The following is a 20,010-nucleotide window of genomic DNA, read 5'->3' as shown; positions in this document are numbered from 1 at the left end:
AAATTTCGGCTGGCAACAACTTCTCTAATCCGTATTTTTAGCAATGGCCATTGAAAAGCAACTTACGAGTACCGGCTGTATCGCTAAGGCCCAGTATCCCCTGGCAAGTCTGACCACATTTAAGGTGGGTGGGCCAGCGGAGTGGTTTGCTGCCCCCCGCAGTGTCAGCGAGCTACAGGCCTGTGTTCAGTGGGCAAATGCTGAAGGGTTATCCATTACTCGTCTGGGGGCTGGCTCCAACTTGCTGATTAGCGATCGCGGTTTACCCGGTCTGGTAATTTGTACCCGCTATCTGCGGCAAACTCAGTTTGATGAGGCAGGTCGAGTCACTGTCGCTGCCGGTATGCCCATGGCCACATTAGCTTGGAAAGTGGCTAAACGCGGCTGGAGGGGGCTGGTGTGGACTGTAGGAATTCCAGGAACCGTTGGTGGAGCGGTTGTCATGAATGCGGGAGCCCATGGCAGTGATACCCAAGAAATTTTGGTGAGTACTCAGGTGTTAAATCCAGATGGCTCTCTAGAAACCCTGGTTCCTGAGCAGCTGCAGTTTCAATATCGAACCTCTGTTCTACAAGCCGATCCACGGATTGTGACCCAGGCCACGTTTCAACTACAGCCTGGCCATGAGCCAAAAGTAGTTCGGGCAGAGACCTCTGCCGATCTAGAGCAGCGCCGATCCACCCAGCCTTATCATTTACCCAGCTGTGGCAGTGTATTTCGCAATCCTCAGCCCAAAAGTGCAGGCTGGCTGATTGAACAATCAGGTCTGAAGGGATTCAAAGTGGGGCAAGCTCAAGTGGCAGAGCGGCATGCCAACTTTATTCTCAACTGTGGTGGTGCAACCGCTAGCGATATTTTCAAGCTGATCCGGCATATTCAGGGCATTGTAGATGACAAATGGTCTTTGCAACTAAGGCCTGAGGTGCAGATTCTAGGAGACTTTCAGGCTGTATGAGCCAATGGACAGTTGTCGATACTGTGTGAGTAGCGATTGCAATTCCTGCCAAGGCGACGTATAGTTTGACAGTTCATTTAGTAAAATCACGCCGCCAATTATGAGCAAAGGGCAAGGTTTTGGCTTCGGTCTTGGAAAAATGAAAGAGCTGAGCGAAGCCTTTAAAAAGGCTCAGCAAGTTCAAGAGGGAGCTAAGAAACTCCAGGAAGAACTTGAACTAATGGAAATTGAAGGCCAGTCTGGCGGTGGCTTGGTTAAAGTTATCCTCAGTGGCAATCAGGAGCCCAAACGGGTTTCTATTTCCCCTGAAGCGATGAATGAAGGGGCAGAGGTTCTCTCTGACCTAGTATCAGCCGCTATGCGTGACGCTTATCTCAAATCTACAGAGACCATGCGTGAGCGTATGGAAGAGTTGACGGGTGGTTTACAGCTTCCAGGCCTCTAAGTCCATAGAAATAGTTTTTGCCCAAAGGCGGCTAGCGTACTGATCGCTAGTCGTTTTTGTATAGCCAATTTCTCTACGTTCATCGAGTTTCTGCCATGACGACCCGACTCTTATTTGTCTGCCTAGGCAATATCTGCCGATCTCCATCAGCAGAAAACATCATGAACCATCTGTTGGAGCAACGAGGTTTGCAATCGAAGGTGGTTTGTGATTCTGCAGGAACATCGAGCTATCACATCGGCAGCTCTCCAGATAGCCGTATGACAGCTGCTGCTAAAAAGCGCGGCATTAAACTAGTCGGTCGGGCAAGACAGTTTACAGTGTCTGACCTGGATCAATTTGATCTGGTGCTAGCCATGGACGACAGTAACTATCGCGATATTTTGGCCCTTGACCCGTCTGGGAAATACGCGCACAAAGTAAAGCGGATGTGCGATTTTTGCCAGACACATTCTGACCGGGAAGTGCCTGACCCCTATTATGGTGGGTCAGATGGGTTTGACTATGTGATTAATTTATTGATGGATGCCTGTGATGGCCTGCTGCGAGAGTTGAATATGTAGTAGCTGCTAATCGACTTTGAAGACAAAGTCGTAGCTTTTATAGAGGCCTTGCTCGTAATTGACGACAAACCAGGTGTCTGGGTCAAACTCTAAGGGATAAGCCTCGCTTTGCTTGCTTTGATTTGCTTTAGACAATGTGCAATAGGGGCTAGAAATGGTTTCATGGACGATTGTCTGGGCTGAATCTTGGGCAATCACTAAAAATTTAGTTAATTGGCCACGGGAAAGACGCTGGTCGGCATTTACGACTGTCTCGCATGTTTGAGTCGCCTTGGTGCGATTCAGATACCATGGCTGCACAGACTGTGACTGGGTAGGCTGAGTAGAGATCGGCATGGAAATGCGCGACCATATATCTTGGGGAATAAGTGCTAAGGTCGCTAGTGCAATGCTGCCAAATAGCCAATTGGGTCGCTGCGATGACCGGGATGAACGTGCTTTGACGTAATAACCTGCGGGGTGTCTTTCATGACGTCTTTGGGGCCGTCTTTGGGGTGCTGGACGACGGCGTGGTGTATACAGATCAGACCGAGACATAGGACAAACGTTCTAATGGTTGTGACATCAATAATAGTACATTTGAACTAAAAAGAGGCTAGTCTAGGGCCATAAAACAAAAAAGTTTTTATCATTTAGGCAGCGAATTATAGCGAGCACCAAAGGTATGGATGTAATCTGCTGGGCTAGGAGGCGCTGATGAATCGGACGCTAGTGTGGTTTCGTCGTGACCTGCGGATATATGACCATGAGCCCCTTTATCGAGCCGCACGTCGTGGCGCAGTCATACCGGTGTTTGTGTTTGATCGTGCGTTGCTAACGCATCCAGAAACGGGGGCTGCTCGAGTCGCTTTTATGGTGGACTGTTTGCGTCATCTGCATCAGGATTTGCGCCATCTTGGGGGGCGCTTAATTTTGCGTAGTGGTAACCCAGTGGATGTGTTGCCCCGTCTGATTAGGGAAACTCAGGCTGAGGGCATTTATAGCTATACCGACTGTGAGCGCATCTATGGTCGAGTTCGCGATGCCAATCTCCATAGAGTGCTAGCCGCTCAGCAGATGAAAATTCGCTGGTTTGAACCACCTGCTAGCCGGTCAGAGTTGATGGCCTATCCTCGGTACCGTCAATGGTGGTACCAAGAGATGGCAATGCCATTGGTGCCTGCGCCATCTTGGGTAGAGGTGCCTGCTGAAGTGGTCAGTGATGAGCTGCCTGATCTAGAACAGCTGGGGCATAGTTTGGATGATAAGCCGATTCCCATAGGCAGTACTCAGGCAGCGCGACGGCAACTACAGCAGTTTTTAGCCGAGAAAGCCGATCGCTACTATTGGCAACTGTCTTACCCCAGTGCGGAAATTACAACGGGGCTAAGCCCGCATATCAAGTTTGGGGTAATTTCTGTCCGGGAGTGTGTACAGACTATTCAACGGGCTGATGACCGGGGTGACCGCCGTATTCAACGTAGCTACCATCAGCTGATTTCTCGATTGCGTTGGGGAAATGGGTTTACCCAGCGTTTTCGCTATCTGCCTCAATTGGAGCTGCGATCGCTATACAAAATTTTTGACGACGACGGCTGGGACTTCGACGAGGACCTTTACCAGGCTTGGCAGCATGGGCAGACCGGATTTCCCATGGTGGATGCGGCGGCGCGCTGTTTGCAGGCCACTGGTGGGTATTTATCCCTCAATTTTCGATCGCGGGCTATTTATTCCAGTTTTCTCAGCAATCTGCTGGGCATGGACTGGCGTTATGGAGCGTTGCACTTTATGCGTCACCTAATTGATGGTGACTGCCCGATTGACCATTATCAGTGGGCTATGCAGTCGGGCGTGACCCACTGTGTGGATAAGACCTGGACGCGTATTTATAACCCTCAGCAGGTGGCCGTTGACCGCTGTGATCCAGAAGGGCTGTTTATTAAGCACTGGGTGCCAGAACTGGCCCACTTACCCCCAGAACAGCTAGGGACACCGCCGCCCACCAAGGGATATCCAGAGCCAATTTTGGACTATCGGCAAACGAGATCTCGCCGTGTACAACAATTAGAACAACAACGGGAAAAATTCTTACACAGCGATAATGTTGTGCCCTATTTAGGGCGTATGCCCAAAAATGTGATGCCTTTTGGCGTTGAACGCTACCCTAGTGAGACAGATTGGGCCGCTACTGAGGCCCCCAACCTGTTCCCGACCGCACTAGAGTTAGACAATTTGGACGCTCAGCAGTGTAGTGATTTACGTACATGGTTTGTCGCCCATGGGAACATTACACCCCCTAAAAAACGCAAACAAAAATCGTCGGATTCGCCGGATTTACAACAGCTACGCCTACTCTAGATCTAGCTACAGTGCTTATATAGCTGCGAGCGCCAGGAAAGTAGCGTATGCTTGATAACTTAACAACTGATGGTTGCAATTAATTGCAAACCTAAGCCGTGGTTAGTTCTCGTTCAATTGCAGTCATTAAAAGGCGATTGCAGATTTTGTTGGTTGTCTGTCTGTTGGTGGGCATTACATTGCGCTGCACTAATGCCGCCCACAAAGTTTACTGGCATGACGAAGTATACACAACAATTCGAGTATTAGGCCATTCAGGCAAAGCGCTTGAAAAGCAAGTGACTCAAGCGCCTGTAATATCAGCATCTGAGCTACAGGAACTGCAGCAATTTCCTCAGCCCAGACGTTGGGGCGATACCTGGTCTGCTCTGGTCAGCCACCCAGAACATCCACCCTTGTTTTATCTGTTAGAACGCTTGTGGGTAGGAGTTTTATCACCTTCCATAACATCGTTTCGAGCATTGGCTATTGTATTTGGTTTAGCCTTATTGCCGTTAACCTACTGGCTTTGTCAGCAACTTTGGCAAGATCACTGGGCTGGCCTAATTGCCACCTGTCTTATGGCGCTGTCACCCGTACAGCTACTCTACGCTCAAGAGGCTCGAGAATATAGTCTGTGGGCTTGTTTGATTTTGGTGGCCAACGGCTTTTTAATCAGAGCAATGCGTTCTTCTGGCCGATACTCCAGCAGTGCTATCGTGGTCCGTTCTTCCTTGGCAACGGTTGTACGTCCGTGGGGGTTTTACGGTCTCAGTGTTGCATTGATGTTATACACGACGCTGTTGAGTATTTTGGTGATAGTAGCCCACAGCTTGTATGTGTTGATCAGTGGTTCACGACAACATTGGCAACGGTTTGCGATCGCTCTTGGTGGAGCATTTTTAGCCTTTATTCCTTGGCTATTGGTCATATTGAGTAACAGGGCCAAGTTAGAGTCAGCAACTGAATGGACCTCGTTTCGACAACCGTTAGGCCAGCTAATCAAATTGTGGGGACTGCATCTCAGCTCAACCGTGATTGATCTGGGGTTGCCGCTGGAACATTCGTACACTTACTGGGTGCCCCCTATTGTGTTGGCATTGTTGTTGATGGCTCTATGGCAGTTGCTGTTGGTGACTCCGCCCCCTACAATGGCCTTCTGCATAATGACCCTGATGGTGCCTGCTTTAGGGTTGATTTTGCCTGATTTGATTAATGGTGGGCAGTTATCTATCAGTACCCGATACTTTATGCCATCCTTGCTGATGGTGACGTTAATATTGGCAGGTTGGTTACGACAGCTGATGTTGTCTGACCGGGGACTATATCGGCTTTGGGGGCAGGGTATTTTAGTCCTGTTGTTGGTTATGGGATTAGTCTCTAACACCCTCAGTGCAGCATCCTTTACCTGGTGGAATAAGAATATTAATTATCACGGTAATGTGATGGGAGAGGTTATTCGGCAAACTACAAAACCCTTGGTAATTGCTGAATTGGGATCGACGGGGTTAGGCAGCATGATTTCATTGAGTTATGCAGTGACGCCTGAAACTGACTTTGTTTTGTTTAAACCTGGTCAGCTACCTGACATTCCAGCAGGATATAGTGATTATTTTGTTCCCTATGCAACCGGGGAATTGTTAGATGCGATCGCATCTAAAACTGGCCGTTCTCCCGTACTAGCTGGAGGAGACTATCCTTTGTGGCGACTAGAATAGTTTTGTGGCTACTTTATTCTCAAACCGTAGCTATGAAAATAAAAATCTTTTAGATAAGAGAATGTGAGGTTTCAAATAAGAGTTGAGTCTTAGCTGCTTCAAAAACAGGAATGGCAATTCTCTAATCACTGACACCACCAGAGAGTATTCATATCGATCGATACCTACTGTGTAGATGGTCTAACTCAATAAATGTTCCCCTTAGATCTTCTAGCGTCGATCCTCTAGTGCCTAAATAAAGCTACTCGGTGCTGATGCGAAATCCTGCCTGATAGTGTCCGGTGCCCGGTGCAGTGTCCGGTGCCCAGTGCAGTTCCGGTGCCCGGTATCAATGAATTCGGATTGGGGATTACTTATGCCGAGTAGCTTTTAAAGCTTCTTTTTGGAACAAATAAAAGGATAGATGCTGTGTTTAAATAGCTCTTTAAAGGTTGTTTGAATTGGAACAATAATTCTTGATTTGTATGCCTTGAATTTGATAAAGAGATGGCAAAAATTCTACTAACTTTTGGTGAAAAGCACTGCTTATAGGGATTAAGTAGATTACTTTGAATAGAAGGTAATAGCAAGCTGTTTTATCTTATCCTCAAGATGAATTGTTTTGCTGACAGTTGATGCATAGCAACAATGAGAGATAGAACTATCTTCTAATTGAGCTAACGCTCAATAGTCTGAGTGAGGTATCTGAGGAATCATTCTACGTAGCAAAGATTATCTAATATGCTAAATAGCTCTCATCGCTCCCAGGTAGAAACAGTTAGCCATTTAGGTGATGTTTGGGCCGCACGTTATCGCCCTGATTTTTCTGCGTTAGAAGCCAGTGCAAGATCTTTGATTATTGGAGAGATATATCAATCATTGCAAGCACCGGGCTGTAGAAAAGTATCGGAAAAACTAAATGACCAAAGGGTTGTGGAGTCATGCAAGCTTGCTGCGGTCAGAGCTAAAGACTTCTATGTCCAGTTTGATGACTTAGACTTGCAGGAGATTACAAGCCTGGCTAGACTAGCGAGCTGTGTTTACCGGCAATTGCTGGAGTTTTATCAAGCCTATCCAGCTGTACTAACGGTCTCAGAGTGGGAATTAGAGCATTTTCCATTAGATCGTTTGGGCCAACTTTTTAAGGTTCCTAATCTGAATGAACTGTCGTGTATTTTAGAGCCGCTTCTCGATCGGTTTGGGGCTCAGAGCATTCGCTCAGATGGTGGGAAGAATTTGGGGTTTATGACAACACAGATAAACTTGACGAATACGTTGCTATTGCAAGATTTAGACCCGGTAGAGCAAGCTTTGATGAGTCCTTACCTTCACTTTTTAGAGGACCACATTGCTGTGCCATGGCGCAGGCTATGTGTTGCCGCAGGAAACCATAGGGTAGGCGGACCTGTGTTTGGGGTGGTTGAACGCATGTTGCCCATGATTTCTGACATTTCCAGGGCAACGTATACACCATGGAGTCAGGACTTTCCCTATTATTGTGGCCGTAGAGGTCGCCTGGATAATCCCGATGTGAGGCATTCTTCGCTGCGGGATTTCAACATGTTTCAGGTCTATCTATGGCTTAGCTTTTTGCAGAGCAATTCAAAAGTAATTGTAGAGGAGTTGGTACCTCTGTGTCGGGTAGTATATGGTCAAATCGGCATTTCTTGGGAAATGACAATGCAAGGAACAAAGCTGCTAATAGATAAGCTGCTGAGTTGTTTAGAGCCCCATGAACTTAGTTTGGTGAGCCCATTTGCATCCAATATGATCAATGCATTTATCGATAGTAGTGCTGTGGATGTTACACCTATCAGCGCGCTGCGTTATCCACTGTTTAGGTGATGCTGGTTTCAGTTCTTGGTGCTCTTAGTTCTCGGTGCTTAGTTCCTGGTGCTTAGTTTTGAGTGGGGCCTGTTCCTAAGGATAGTACTCGGAAGTAATACGAATTCGGATGTCTTAAACCTGATTAACAATGGACAATCCTGTTGGGGCACTCCCTTGTGGGGGTCGGCTGAGGCTTCGACGGTGAGCTCAGCCGAACCGCTCACCATCGAAGCCATGCCCTGCGATGACTAGCCAAAATTTCCCGACTTACGTGATACCCATTTAGTGCTGATTTATCCTTTGGCTACAGTCATTGCTTTAACTCGGATGTCACCTGTGAGTACCCGTGGTCGGAAGAGCGTTTTGATTAAAATCCAGAGGGATTGCAGCTCACCTGGTGTATTCCAACGTTTCCACTGACCGGGACGACAATACAAAAGCTCAACCATTTTGCGAGTTTCGGGTAGGGTGACATTTTGGAACTGCACGTTAACGCAGGGAAATTCCCCATCATTGCTCACACTGGTTAATACCCCGCGTAGAGAAATCAGGTCTTCGCTAATGGAGAGTTGTACTGGTCGAGTTTCCCCAGGTGCCAATTGGGGTAATCCTCGCTGAGTAAGGGTAATCTGAGCTCCAATTTCTGAAATAGCTGTTGTGGTGCCCCACCAGATGCGATCGCCAATTTGTAGACGCACCACCCGACGCAGATCAAACCAATCGTAAGGGTTAGGGCGAGGAACATCTAGCAACACCAGCAAAGCCGCACCCAGCATCATCAGGTTGTACAAGCTCCAGATCCAGCCGATGCCAAGACCCCGTAAATGGGCTACAGCCTCAGGCGTTACTTCCAATGCCCAGTTGCCGCGTGCCAAACATTCTCCCAAATTTAACCAGATGCTACAGGCCGTCAGCACAAACATGAGCATTAGAGGCCAGGCTAGACTCCAGTTAAATCGAAAGCTTTGACTGGATGTGCCCTTGGGAGTGACCTTAAACCCTGTGCCAAAGGGTGACAGCAGTGCCTGAATGACCGTTGCTGCCAGAGGAAATGCTAGCACTAGCGAATAGACATCCGAAAGAATGGCGGAACGCGAATGGTGGTTTAGCCAGGAAAAAACGGTGATCTGCACAAAGTAGTAGGGTAAGAAGAAATAGATAATTTCTTCGGGGGTGGAACGAATGGGAATCACACCGAATGCATAAAATAGGGGTGCAATTAAGAAAATAATCCTGGATATGCTGGTAAACCAGTGCAAAATGCCTTCCAAGTGCCCCAGGCGTTGGATCAGCTTTAATCCTGGAATTGTCAGTGGATTCGTTTCAATAAAGAAAGATTGCAGTGTACCCCGAGCCCAGCGTAGCCTCTGAATTGCGTGGGCTGTAATATTCTCAGCCGCTAGACCGGCACTTAGCTTCTCATCCAGGTAAATAATTTTGTGACCCTTGGAGGCCAGACGAACTGCCGTAAAGTAGTCTTCGCTTAGAGAATCGGTGACAAATCCTCCGGCTGCTTCCAGGGCGTTGCGTCGGGCAACAAAAGATGTACCAGAGCAGACGACACTGCCTACGCCGTCTCGCATCGGTTGGATTTGCCGATAAAATACTTCCTCTTCAGGCGTGAGAATATCTTCTAGACCCAGGTTACGGGCGATGGGATCAGGGTTATAAAAACTCTGGGGAGTTTGTGCCAAAGCTACGGTTGGATCTTGGAAAAAACCAACCGTGCGCAGGAGAAAGTTGCGGGTAGGGACAAAATCGGCATCAAAGGAGGCGATTAAGTCGCTGTCGGTGTTTGCGATCGCACTATTCAAATTCCCCGCCTTAGCATGGAGATTATTGGGACGAGTCCGATATTCGCAGCCTAGCTTAGCCGCCAAGGCCTGAATCTCAGGCCGCCGTGTATCATCCAGCAGATAGACTTTTTTATTTGGGTAATCCATCGCCTGGCAGCCAATGATGGTGCGCCGCAAAATAAACTCCGGCTCATCATAGGTGGGAATAAACACCGCCACCGATGGCAGAAATGTCTGATCCATTACCGCCTGCTGCACTTGATCCGCCTGGGCATGGCGGTCTCGCACCCGCAGCAGCAGCACCAGTTGGATAATGCTCACTAGCAATCCCAGCATTTCCATGGCAAACAGCACCGTGCTAGCCAGACCATTGAGGGGATCATCAAAATTTAAGGTAGACAGGCTGCGCCACGACACATAGCGAATTACCAAGATGAGCAAGACAGCCACCACCAGGGTGCGTGACCAGGGTTTGGGTTGGGGTGAAATTCGAGTGATCGCCACTGCAAACAAAAACAGGGCGACCGTTGGAAAAATTAAATAGTGGCCTGCCACCATGGGGGCCTCTAGCCACATGGGTGGAGATTGCTGTAACAAATTAAGCTGGGCAAAAATCCGGCTGATTTTCCCCTCGCCTGTAAACCATGCAAAGGCCATGGCGAGAGCGATCGCAACTACGGCTACCATCACTACCGTCGCGTTAGAAATAGAAAGCGGTCGTTGCAAGGCTGGTTTACTGATCCGAACCATGGATTCTTCCACGAGTAATACGCATTAATAGAATTAAGTCTATGTAAGGTTACGAATACGGCACGAATTTGGATGTATGCCACGCTCAACTTACACATATAGGTGTTGCCCCAACTGTTCAATAAGTTGCATACTGGGCTGAAAATTTGCTGAGAGCTCAGTGAATTGTCATCTTTAAACTTTTCAGCTAGTCATCAGCTACTATTTTTAGTTTCATCATGCAGCGGGTTTCTAGTCCGTTTACAGTGGTCCTGAAATTCAGAAATCCGGCATAGTAGTTTTCCTGAACTATTGCAAAATACTAGTTGTTATCCAGCAGACATTAACCAGCAAGTGAGAGAACGATGACCATCAACGATTGGCTTAGACTCATGCATCCGATACTGGCGGTAAGTGTGGTATTCCCGCTTATTGGTATGGTGTCCTATTTTGCACTTCAGACTCGGCAGCGTCGTCTAGCAGTGCAGGCAAAAGAAAAATCCAAAATTCCACCCGTAGTCGGTAAAGAGCATGTCAATTTAGGCAAGTGGCTAACGGGGGCTGTTGTGGGTCTAACCTTAGTTGGAGTAGGGCATCCAATCATCAAGAACATCGTTAAGAAAGCGGCGACAGATAGCCCAGTGCCCCAGGGCACAGTGATATTTATCGCGATCATGTTTTTGTTCACCATAGGCTCATTAGTGTGTTTATACCGGGCAACAGCTCCACAAAAGCTCTGGCGTGGTCTGTTTGCTGCCCTGACCACTGCAGGCCTATGGATTTTGGGTAGTCAGGATGGCGTGTTTCGTCGCACCTATGAGTGGCAAGTGTCTCACTATTACTACGGCATGATTGCGGCGACGCTGATGATCATTTCGTTAGCAATTTTGCCAGAGATTTATAAATCTAAGACCTGGCGAAAAGTCCATATTGCTTTGAACTGTATTGCCCTGTTGTTTTTTATTGGCCAGGGAATTACGGGTACCAGGGATTTGTTAGAGATTCCCCTCAGCTGGCAGGAGCCCTTTGTGTTTGGGTGTGACTTTGTTAATAAAACCTGTGGATGATGGGGGCAGTAGGGGCGCACAGCAGTACACCCCTACCGAGCCATATGTGAAGCTACGGTCCTTTTTTATAAAGTTACGGTTTGCTGTGTGCTGCAATCTGGGGAATATCTCTAGATGGGTCTGTTAAACCCCTTGTGCGCTCAAGTTGATCTAACAGAATGGGACGAGTAAATCGGCGACTGGGATGGTTGGCAGGCTTACTAGTGCTAGCCGTGGGCACTAATCACCCTGCCCAAGCATTCTCGGATGATTGGTTTCTCGTCCTATTCTCCTCATCGGTTATCCGCTGTTTTCATTGATGGTCAGATTCGTTTTTGTCAGTGCTCTCTGGCTGAGATTATTCTGAAGGAGTTGGTTCAGGATTCCCGCCGGGCGATGGGTGTGAGGGGGCGAAAGTTTACCTCTTTTTCTGCTACAAGCTTAAGTTGTACGCCTCAATTTTTATGGTCAAGAGATCCGATAGAGGAACTGACTTAGCTACATGAGTTGTTGATTGAGTCTATTGCCAAGTTGTTGCCTAGTGATCCGTAGGCGACTGTTGTTTTTATTTCTCAAGAAGAAGAGAGATTGGTCTGCGTTTACGTTGATTGGGGCGAACTAGTGGGAGTTATCTCCACTGGCTACAGACGTCTTTCATGGCGTCGACTATGCCGCGCATGGCTTCTTCGCCGCCGAGGTGGATGATGGCGGGATAGAGAGTGACGAGGTCTTGCATTAGGTCGCTGCGTTTGCGGGAGGCGAGGAGGTGGAGGAATGATTGCCAATCAATATAAGATAATTTTTCGAGTGAAAAACAGGTAAGAGAATCACTGAGAGATCTAGCTGCTATGGGCTTTTGAGTCAGGTTATTAATTGCATCCTTTATCTTTGGAAGAAAACTTTGGTAAACTTGGTGAGCCAAGTCTACCAAGATATCAGCCTGACTAGACTCATTCTGTAGCTCACGTGCGGCGCTCAACAACTTGTCGAAATCTGCCCCATCAAGTTTGGCTAAGTCCCTCAATACATCAATTCGCTTAGACTCATCCTGTATCCTGCGCGCGTTACTCAACGCTTCAGCGAAGTAAGTGCTATCAAGTTTGGCCAAGTCCTTCAACACATCGACCTGCTTAGACTCATCCTGTATCTTACGCGTGGTGCTCAACAACTTATCGAAATCTGCCCCATTGAGTGTAACCAAGTCCTTTAATACATTGGCCTGGTAGGACTCATTCTGTAGCTCACGCGTGATACTCAACAATTTATCGAAATCTGCTCCATCGAGTTTGACTAAGTCTCTCAATACAGCGCCTCGCTTAGATTCATTCTGTATCTTACGCGTTGCATTCAACGCTTCATTGAAATAAGCCCCATCGAGTTTGGCTAAGTTCTTCAATACATCGCCTCGGTAAGACTCATTCTGCAACTCATACGCAGTCCTCAACAATTTATCGAGATCTGCTCCGTCAATTATAGCTAGGTCCTTCAACACATCAGCCCGATAGGAATCATTCTGCAGCTCACATGCAGTCCTCAACAATTTATCGAAATCTGCCTTGCCGAATTGAGCCAAGCTCTTCAATACATCAGTACGCTTATACTCATTCCGTAGCTCACGCGCAGCGCTCAACAATTGGTCGAAATCTGCTCCGTCAAGTGTGGCTAAATCCTTCAGCACATCGGCCCGACTGTACTCATTCTGTATCTTATTCGTGGCACTCAACGCTTCATTGAAGTAAGCTCCATCGAGTGTAGCTAAGTCCTTTAATGCATTGGCCCGACTGTACTCATCTTGTATCTTACGCGTGGCACTCAACGCTTCATCGAAGTAAGCTCCATCGAGTGTAGCCAATTCCTTCAATACATAAGCCCGTTCATACTCATCCTGTAGCTCACGTGCGGCACTCAACGCTTCATCGAAGTAAGCCTCATTTAGTGTGGCTAAGTCTCTCAACATATCTGCTTGCTTGGACTTGTCCCGTAGCTCACGCGCAGCGCTCAACAATTTATTACAATCGACTCCGTTAAGTGTGGCTAAAATTTTCAATACCTCTGCCCGTTCATTCTCATTCCGTAGCTCACGCGCAGCGCTCAACAATTTATTGCAATCGACCCCGTTAAGTGTGGCTAAATCCTTCAACACCTCTGCCCGACTATACTCATTCCGTAGCTCACGCGCAGCGCTCAACAATTGGTCGAAATCTGCTCCGTCAAGTGTGGCTAAATCCTTCAACACCTCGGTCCGACTATACTCATTCTGTAGCTCACGCGCGGCGCTCAACAATTGGTCGAAATCTGCTCCGTCAAGTGTAGCCAGATCACGCAACACATAGCCCCGATGGAATTCATCTTGTATCTTGCGCGCAGCGCTCAACGCTTCATTGAAGTAAGTACCGTCAAGTGTAGCTAAAGCAATCAATACATTGCCCCATCTGTAGTCATCCTGCAGCTCACGTGCGGTTGCCAACAATTTATCGAAATCTGCTCCGTCAAGTGTGGCTAATTTACTCAATACATCGGCTCGACTGTAGTCATCCTGTAGCTCACGCGCGGCACTCAACGCTTCATCGAAGTAAGCCCCATCGAGTGTAGTCAAGGTACTCAATACATAAGCTCGATTATTTTCGTTATATATATTATGTAGTATAGCGCTCAGTAATTTATCGAAATCTGCCCCATCGAGTGTAGCTAAGTCCTTGATTGCCTTAGCCCGTCTGTAGTCATCGTGTATATTACACGCGACACTCAACGCTTCATCGAAGTAAGCTCCATCGAGTGTAGCTAAGTCCTTCAATATCTTGGCCCGCTTGTAGTCATCCTGTATATTACATGCGGTGCTCAACGCTTCATCGAAGTAAGCCCCATCAAATGTAGCCAAGTCCTTCAATATCTCGGCCCGCTTGTAGTCATCTTGCAGCTCATGCGCAGCGTTCAATAATTTATCGAGATCTGCCCCATCAAGTATAGCCAAGTCACTCAACATGTAGGCGCGCCTGCAATCATCCTGTAGCTCACGCGCGGCACTCAACGCTTCATTGAAGTAAGCCCCATTGAGTGTGGCTAAGTCACTTAACATGTAGGCCCGTCTATATTCATCCTGTAGCTCACGCGCGGCACTCAACGCTTCATCGAAGTAAGCCCCATTGAGTGTGGCTAAGTCTCTCAACATATTAGCTCGCCTAGCTTCATCCTGTATCTTACGCGTGGCACTCAACGCTTCATCGAAGTAAGCTCCATCGAGTGTAGCCAATTCCTTCAATACATAAGCCCGTTCATACTCATCCTGTAGCTCACGTGCGGCACTCAACGCTTCATCGAAGTAAGCCTCATTTAGTGTGGCTAAGTCTCTCAACATATCTGCTTGCTTGGACTTGTCCCGTAGCTCACGCGCAGCGCTCAACAATTTATTACAATCGACTCCGTTAAGTGTGGCTAAAATTTTCAATACCTCTGCCCGTTCATTCTCATTCCGTAGCTCACGCGCAGCGCTCAACAATTTATTGCAATCGACCCCGTTAAGTGTGGCTAAATATTTCAATACTTCTGCCCGTTCATTCTCATTCTGTAGCTCATGCACAACATTTAATGCTTCATTGAAGTAAGAGCTATCGAGTGCGGTCAAGTTTTTCAACACATCTGCCCGATTGGATACATTCTGTAGCTTACGTGCCTTATCTACAGCGATTTGGAATATTATCTTTGATGGATATAAATGATTTGCTAAAGCTTTAATTGCTGAGGCAATTTTTGTCTCATCCTGCATCTGTTCCACATACGCCCAGGCCTGTTCCGCTGACCAATAATCGCGTTTAACAAATTCTGCCATCATACTAGTGGGCAAGTTCCCAACTAGACTATTAAGCGTTGTCGTAATCAATGCATACTTGCATTGCAACTCAATTGATCGGCCTGTGTCCTGGTCGTACAACTTCTCGGCAAGTCGCCATCCTCGTGCCACGTCCTCCACAAAAATTGTGGGCTTCCCAAGCCTGTCACAAGCCTCGAACCAAGCATTCCGGCCTTTAGCATCCGACATTGTGATAAGCAAATGACTCTCATCAATCCAATTCCCTTGTTCCATATGCCAGGTTAAATGGCGATGGATGTAACCGTCATTAGGTAAATTAGTCCAACATTGATTTTGGCTGATATTTCGGTACTGTTCCAACAACTGTCTATGGGCTAAGATAAGATTCTTTTTGCTGTTTTGAGAGAATTTCTCCTGACAATTTTTAATTGTTGTATTTTGACTAAAATGATTTAGATTACCCTGTTCAATTAGGCTGCGAGCCATATCATGCATTAAATCATGCACGCGATATGTTGCCTCATCATCAATTGTGATAATTCCACTGGTCAAAAACGATCTCTCAAACAGTGTCAATAAAGTCTCTTCCGCTTCCCAATCTTCCACACTCCAAAGTGTTGTTGCCATCTGCTGTTGTAATATCACATCCTCTGGTAATACTCCTAACCATACAAATCGCTCAAAATACTCCAAGCTATCTTTTTTCAGACGCTCCAAACTCACCTGAAAACAAGCCTGCAAACTATACTTTCGCTGTTCTTCCTCTGAAAGTTCTGTTAACCGAACACCTGGATAATCCAGTGCTTGCAATCCCTTTGCTGCTTTCAAAAATGCCTTTTTCAGTGTTTTCCACTTCCGCCCCCGTGCCACCTGAACGGCCATCAATCGCACTGCCAGTGGCAGATGTCCTACCATCCGAGCGAATTCCAGCGCCGGTTCCTTCAGCTCCGCTGTCCACTTTGCTCCTAGTTCTCCCTTAACCAGGTCTAGTGCTTCCTGTGGTGTCATCAAATCCAGGCTGTACCGCTCTGCCCCAGAAATGACCGCTTCCCGGGTTGTCACTAACACCCGACAACTAGGACCACCCACCCGAAACCATTCAGCATGAGCCGGATTCCATACATCATCCACCACCAGCAACATCCGCCGCTCAGCGAGTAAGTTTCCGAGATACTGGGAAGCTGCATTCAAAGTATTTGCAGAAAAACTCTCCCGCGACTTATCCAACTCTCGAATCCAATCCCCCAACATGGTCAACAGGTCAGGGTTTTGTCCTAACGTGACCCACAAAATCCCATCCGAAAAACGAGCCTGTATCTCTTGATCCAGAACTAAAGCCGTCGCTAAGACCGATTTTCCTAAACCCCCTAATCCAGAAATCGCACTCACCACCAGCGTGCGCTCATCCTCTGCTAGCAGCATGTCTTTCACTGCCTTCATCGCGTCCGGGCGCTCCACATAGTTCTCCGGTAACCGCACCCTAGGAAACGGAGCCCCCAGCTTCAACCCAGTCTGCGACCTTGCCAGTTCCGGCTCATCCACCTCCGTAAATGCATCCGGCCACAGTACAGGCATATCTGAATCACCCGCACCCTGTAGCTCCATCGCTGTTTTGCCAAACTCAAAGGCAAACTCTACCGGTCGTCCACTACCTAGAGCATCGTAAAACCCCACCGCAAACTCAATCGCTGCCTGCTCCTTCACCGCCCGACGCATACCAATCACATGGGGAATATGCTCAGCAATTGCTGCCGCCTGATTCAGGGAATAACAACCATTCAGGACAACACATTCACAGTCTTGTTTGAATAATTTGAATAGCCTAGCCAGAGCATCTCCAGTCACTAGCTGGGCATTCCCCGCCTCGTCCTCAAAGACCAGTCCAGTATCACCTCCGCTATGGCCCGTAAAATGCACAATCTGCGGTGACTCGTCCAGCATGGCCCGCTGTAGATCCCGAGGCTGCACCGCCCACCGCTGTATAACTTCAAACTCATCTCGCTTTTTTGCCCGTTCCAGACCCTTACGAATATCCCGAGCTTCCTCATCTAACCGACGGCGGGTGACATCTTTAGGGTTAGCTGCCAGAATTAGGATTTTTTTGCGCATTGACGGTCCAGGATCAGCGGTGAGGCTAAGTAACCTGCATGCTCAGTAGGCTTACTTTTTAGGATTGCTCATAGTCTAGCCATTCACAGCTGAATTCCAAGGGTATTTCACAAAAAGTACCCCTGGAAGGTTGTGGCTGTAAGCTGCCCTAATTCAGGGGATTAGTGATGTAAATTATCAAATTTTTTGAGGGGGCACGCTTCATAGCATAGCAGTCGCGTCAACACTACCATGGAGGATAGTTCTGCTTGTTTTCTTCTATGCCTCAGTGTGAACTTTGCCAGCGTGATTGCCCAAAACTAACGGAGCATCACCTTGTACCCCGTCAACAGACTAAGCGAAAAAAGCAAGACCCAGGACCAACGACAGATATTTGTGCCCCATGCCATAAGCAAATTCACACCCTGTTTACCAATAAAGAATTAGCCCAAGATTTAAATACGGTGGACCGATTGAGGTCCCATCCGAAAATGGAGAAATTTTTGGGGTGGATTCAGAAGCAAGATCCGTATAAGAAGGTGCGAACGTATCGTTAGTGTGGGCTGTGCCTTAGTAGGGGCTGTGCCTTGTGCCAGCCCCGCGATACTGAAGATTATCAACCAGGATTTAATATTATTGATCTTCCGTTAAGCCGCCAACGCTGGATAGTCTACATAACCCTTACGATCGTGGGTATAAAACGTAGCCGGATCTGCTTCATTTAGAGGCGCACCTTGCTTAAAACGCTCGACCAAATCAGGGTTAGCAATAAAGGGAATGCCGTAGGCAATTGCATCTGCTTCATTATTCTGAAGGGCGGCGGCTCCAGTTTCTGCGTCATAGCCTCCATTCAGAAGGATGGGTCCCTTAAAGGCCTGACGCAGATGGGGGGTGATGCGTTCAACGCCGTCTGCGGCTGCCATAAAATGGCCCGGCAAAGCTTCTATGACATGGAGATAAGCTAGATTAAATCGGTTCAAAGCTGTCGCCACATAGGTAAACGTAGTTAGAGGAGCGCTGTCTTTCATGTCGTTGAAGGTGACATAGGGTGACAATCGCACACCGACGCGATCGCAACTCCATGCTTTCACCACCGCTTCTGTAACCTCTAGCAAAAACCGAGCCCGATTTTCCACAGTACCGCCATAGGTGTCAGTACGCTGATTAGAGCCATCTCGTAAGAATTGATCGATCAGATAGCCATTGGCTGCATGGATTTCCACACCGTCAAATCCGGCTGCTTTGGCATTGAGAGTGGCTGTGACATACTGCTCAACGACACCTGGAATCTCTTCTAACGTCAGGGGGCGGGGAGCGACATAGGGCTTTTTGCCAAGGGGCGTATGAATCTCTCCTTCCAGGGCAATGGCCGAAGCAGATACCGGTAACTCACCATTGGGTTGAAAGTCAGGGTGAGATGCCCGCCCAGTATGCCATAGCTGTAGAACAATCTTGCCACCTCGCTGATGGACAGCCTCGGTAATCTTTTGCCAACCGGCGATCTGTTCAGCAGTGTAAATGCCCGGGGATTGTTGCCAGCCAGCTGCCTGTTCAGAAATTTGTGTGGCTTCAGAAATAATCAGGCCGGCACTGGCTCGTTGGTTGTAGTATTCCAGCATCAGGTCGTTGGGGATGCGGGATACCCCAGACCGGGCGCGGGTTAACGGAGCCATGATAATGCGGTTGGGAATTGCGATCGCGCCCAATTGCAAAGGTTGAAAAAGCGCGGCTAATGCTGGGTCAGCTGTAGCGGTAACCATAAAAAACTTTCCTTATTCAATAGTTCGAAAGTTTCGAATAATCGAACTATAGCTTGCTAATCGACAAATCGGCAACTGTGATTCAGGGGTGGTTACTTCACAATTTGGGTTGATGGCATAGGAGATTGTCCTTGCCGACCGTAATGTCTATTGTGTAAAACTTGGGTCAATGCTAACCCACATCACCAGATCAAATTGCTCGGACTGAATCGATGCGTCCAAGATCCGCATAGTAATGCCGGACTCTTCCAGGCGACGTAGGCTCAGGCGATCACCCAAATTCTTGGTGAATGCCTCCAGCAACTGTTCTGGTGCTTCGCTGTCATTGACCGACATTTCCGGGTCTACCAAAATCAAGCGATGACCGTTTTCAATGGTAAAGCCAGTCTGAGCCTTGATTTTTAATCCTTCCCCCAGGCTCGGCTCAGAGAGATCCAGCTCTAGCTGGAGGCGATTGTCGGGTAAAAAAGTTGCCTTAGGATTGCTAAACTGATAGCGGCTAGCTTCACGGGACTGGGCCGCATTTCCTAAGTTAATTTCAATGTTGTTAAGCCGTTCTGTAAATTCCGGTGACAGCAGATACTCGTTGAGATCTTCTGGTGTAATTACCAAATGAAGTGCGCCATTTAAGGGCTCATCGAGGGCTACTTTGCCGCGTCTGAGTTTATTGAAATCTAGATCAATGGGGTCAGTGTCCAGGTCTGCGATCGCAACCCGAAACCCTTCCACCGGATACATACCCCGCACACCCACCTGTAGCCGGTTGATCTTACCCTTCAGCAAGTTCAAATTCGAGCCATTATCCACCCGTACCTGAATATCTTCCACGCCATTGAGCCGAGCCCGCAGCGCATTTTCGGCCAGGGTATCCAGGCCCAAGCCAATGGGTGAACCGATAAAAATCAGGCTAGAAAGCAGGATTGAAATAAATTCCATGGCCTACAAAAATAATTGCCATCAAAACTGTAGGGGTATCCCAG

General features: G+C 47.8%; 14 protein-coding genes. 9 read left to right on the top strand and 5 right to left on the bottom strand.

Annotated features, from left to right (window positions below; translation table 11 throughout):
• Positions 1-43: 43 nt before the first annotated feature.
• From murB to SPB21_RS16795, 3 genes are all read left to right on the top strand, one after another.
• Positions 44-955, top strand: coding sequence for a UDP-N-acetylmuramate dehydrogenase (gene murB, locus SPB21_RS16805; RefSeq protein WP_499867210.1), 912 nt, complete (start codon positions 44-46; stop codon positions 953-955).
• A 97-nt stretch (positions 956-1,052) separates the two neighbouring features.
• Complete coding sequence (locus SPB21_RS16800) at positions 1,053-1,400, top strand: YbaB/EbfC family nucleoid-associated protein (protein WP_163671767.1); 348 nt, start codon at positions 1,053-1,055, stop codon at positions 1,398-1,400.
• Positions 1,401-1,495: 95 nt separating this feature from the next.
• Complete coding sequence (locus SPB21_RS16795; protein ID WP_163668053.1) at positions 1,496-1,963, top strand: low molecular weight protein-tyrosine-phosphatase; 468 nt, start codon at positions 1,496-1,498, stop codon at positions 1,961-1,963.
• Between the two features lie 6 nt (positions 1,964-1,969).
• Here SPB21_RS16795 and SPB21_RS16790 read toward each other — a convergent pair whose 3' ends face one another.
• Positions 1,970-2,500, bottom strand: coding sequence for a hypothetical protein (locus tag SPB21_RS16790; protein ID WP_163668055.1), 531 nt, complete (start codon positions 2,498-2,500; stop codon positions 1,970-1,972).
• A gap of 159 nt (positions 2,501-2,659) precedes the next feature.
• On the opposite strand from SPB21_RS16790, the gene SPB21_RS16785 reads away from it, so the two are divergent.
• The 3 genes from SPB21_RS16785 to SPB21_RS16775 all read left to right on the top strand — a co-directional run bounded on the left by SPB21_RS16785 (position 2,660) and on the right by SPB21_RS16775 (position 7,821).
• Positions 2,660-4,300: an FAD-binding domain-containing protein gene (locus SPB21_RS16785; protein ID WP_499867209.1), complete on the top strand. Its 1,641-nt coding sequence runs from the start codon at positions 2,660-2,662 to the stop codon at positions 4,298-4,300.
• Positions 4,301-4,398: 98 nt separating this feature from the next.
• The gene (locus SPB21_RS16780; RefSeq protein WP_499867208.1) at positions 4,399-5,997 is read left to right on the top strand and encodes a glycosyltransferase family 39 protein; all 1,599 of its coding nucleotides are present in this window, start codon (positions 4,399-4,401) and stop codon (positions 5,995-5,997) included.
• A gap of 720 nt (positions 5,998-6,717) precedes the next feature.
• Positions 6,718-7,821 carry a hypothetical protein gene (locus SPB21_RS16775; protein ID WP_499061682.1) on the top strand — a complete coding sequence of 368 codons (1,104 nt, stop codon included), beginning with the start codon at positions 6,718-6,720 and terminating at the stop codon, positions 7,819-7,821.
• A gap of 275 nt (positions 7,822-8,096) precedes the next feature.
• Here the strand turns inward: SPB21_RS16775 and SPB21_RS16770 are convergent, their stop codons facing one another.
• Positions 8,097-10,349: a glycosyltransferase gene (locus SPB21_RS16770; protein WP_163668064.1), complete on the bottom strand. Its 2,253-nt coding sequence runs from the start codon at positions 10,347-10,349 to the stop codon at positions 8,097-8,099.
• A 344-nt stretch (positions 10,350-10,693) separates the two neighbouring features.
• Here SPB21_RS16770 and SPB21_RS16765 point away from each other — a divergent pair, with 344 nt between their 5' ends.
• A complete protein-coding gene (locus SPB21_RS16765) occupies positions 10,694-11,395 on the top strand; it encodes a DUF4079 domain-containing protein (protein ID WP_163668066.1) in 702 nt (233 codons plus the stop codon).
• A gap of 158 nt (positions 11,396-11,553) precedes the next feature.
• Complete coding sequence (locus SPB21_RS16760; RefSeq protein WP_499867207.1) at positions 11,554-11,694, top strand: hypothetical protein; 141 nt, start codon at positions 11,554-11,556, stop codon at positions 11,692-11,694.
• A 308-nt stretch (positions 11,695-12,002) separates the two neighbouring features.
• Here the strand turns inward: SPB21_RS16760 and SPB21_RS16755 are convergent, their stop codons facing one another.
• On the bottom strand, positions 12,003-17,291 hold the full coding sequence (locus SPB21_RS16755) for an NB-ARC domain-containing protein (RefSeq protein ID WP_499867205.1): 5,289 nt from the start codon (positions 17,289-17,291) through the stop codon (positions 12,003-12,005).
• A gap of 260 nt (positions 17,292-17,551) precedes the next feature.
• Between SPB21_RS16755 and SPB21_RS16750 the strand changes: the two genes are divergently transcribed.
• Positions 17,552-17,827: an HNH endonuclease gene (locus SPB21_RS16750; RefSeq protein WP_499867204.1), complete on the top strand. Its 276-nt coding sequence runs from the start codon at positions 17,552-17,554 to the stop codon at positions 17,825-17,827.
• Positions 17,828-17,917: 90 nt separating this feature from the next.
• On the opposite strand, the gene SPB21_RS16745 is transcribed toward SPB21_RS16750, so the two are convergent.
• The gene (locus tag SPB21_RS16745; protein ID WP_499867203.1) at positions 17,918-19,030 is read right to left on the bottom strand and encodes an alkene reductase; all 1,113 of its coding nucleotides are present in this window, start codon (positions 19,028-19,030) and stop codon (positions 17,918-17,920) included.
• 147 nt (positions 19,031-19,177) lie between these two features.
• Entirely contained in the window at positions 19,178-19,966 is a 789-nt protein-coding gene (locus SPB21_RS16740; protein WP_163670281.1) for an LmeA family phospholipid-binding protein, read from the bottom strand.
• Positions 19,967-20,010 lie beyond the last annotated feature (44 nt).

The organism is Leptothoe sp. ISB3NOV94-8A (genome assembly GCF_043421595.1).
Classification (GTDB): domain Bacteria; phylum Cyanobacteriota; class Cyanobacteriia; order Phormidesmidales; family Phormidesmidaceae; genus Leptothoe; species Leptothoe turfae.
The sequence above is the reverse complement of the archived record's forward strand: the minus strand, read 5'-3'. Positions and strand labels throughout refer to the sequence as shown.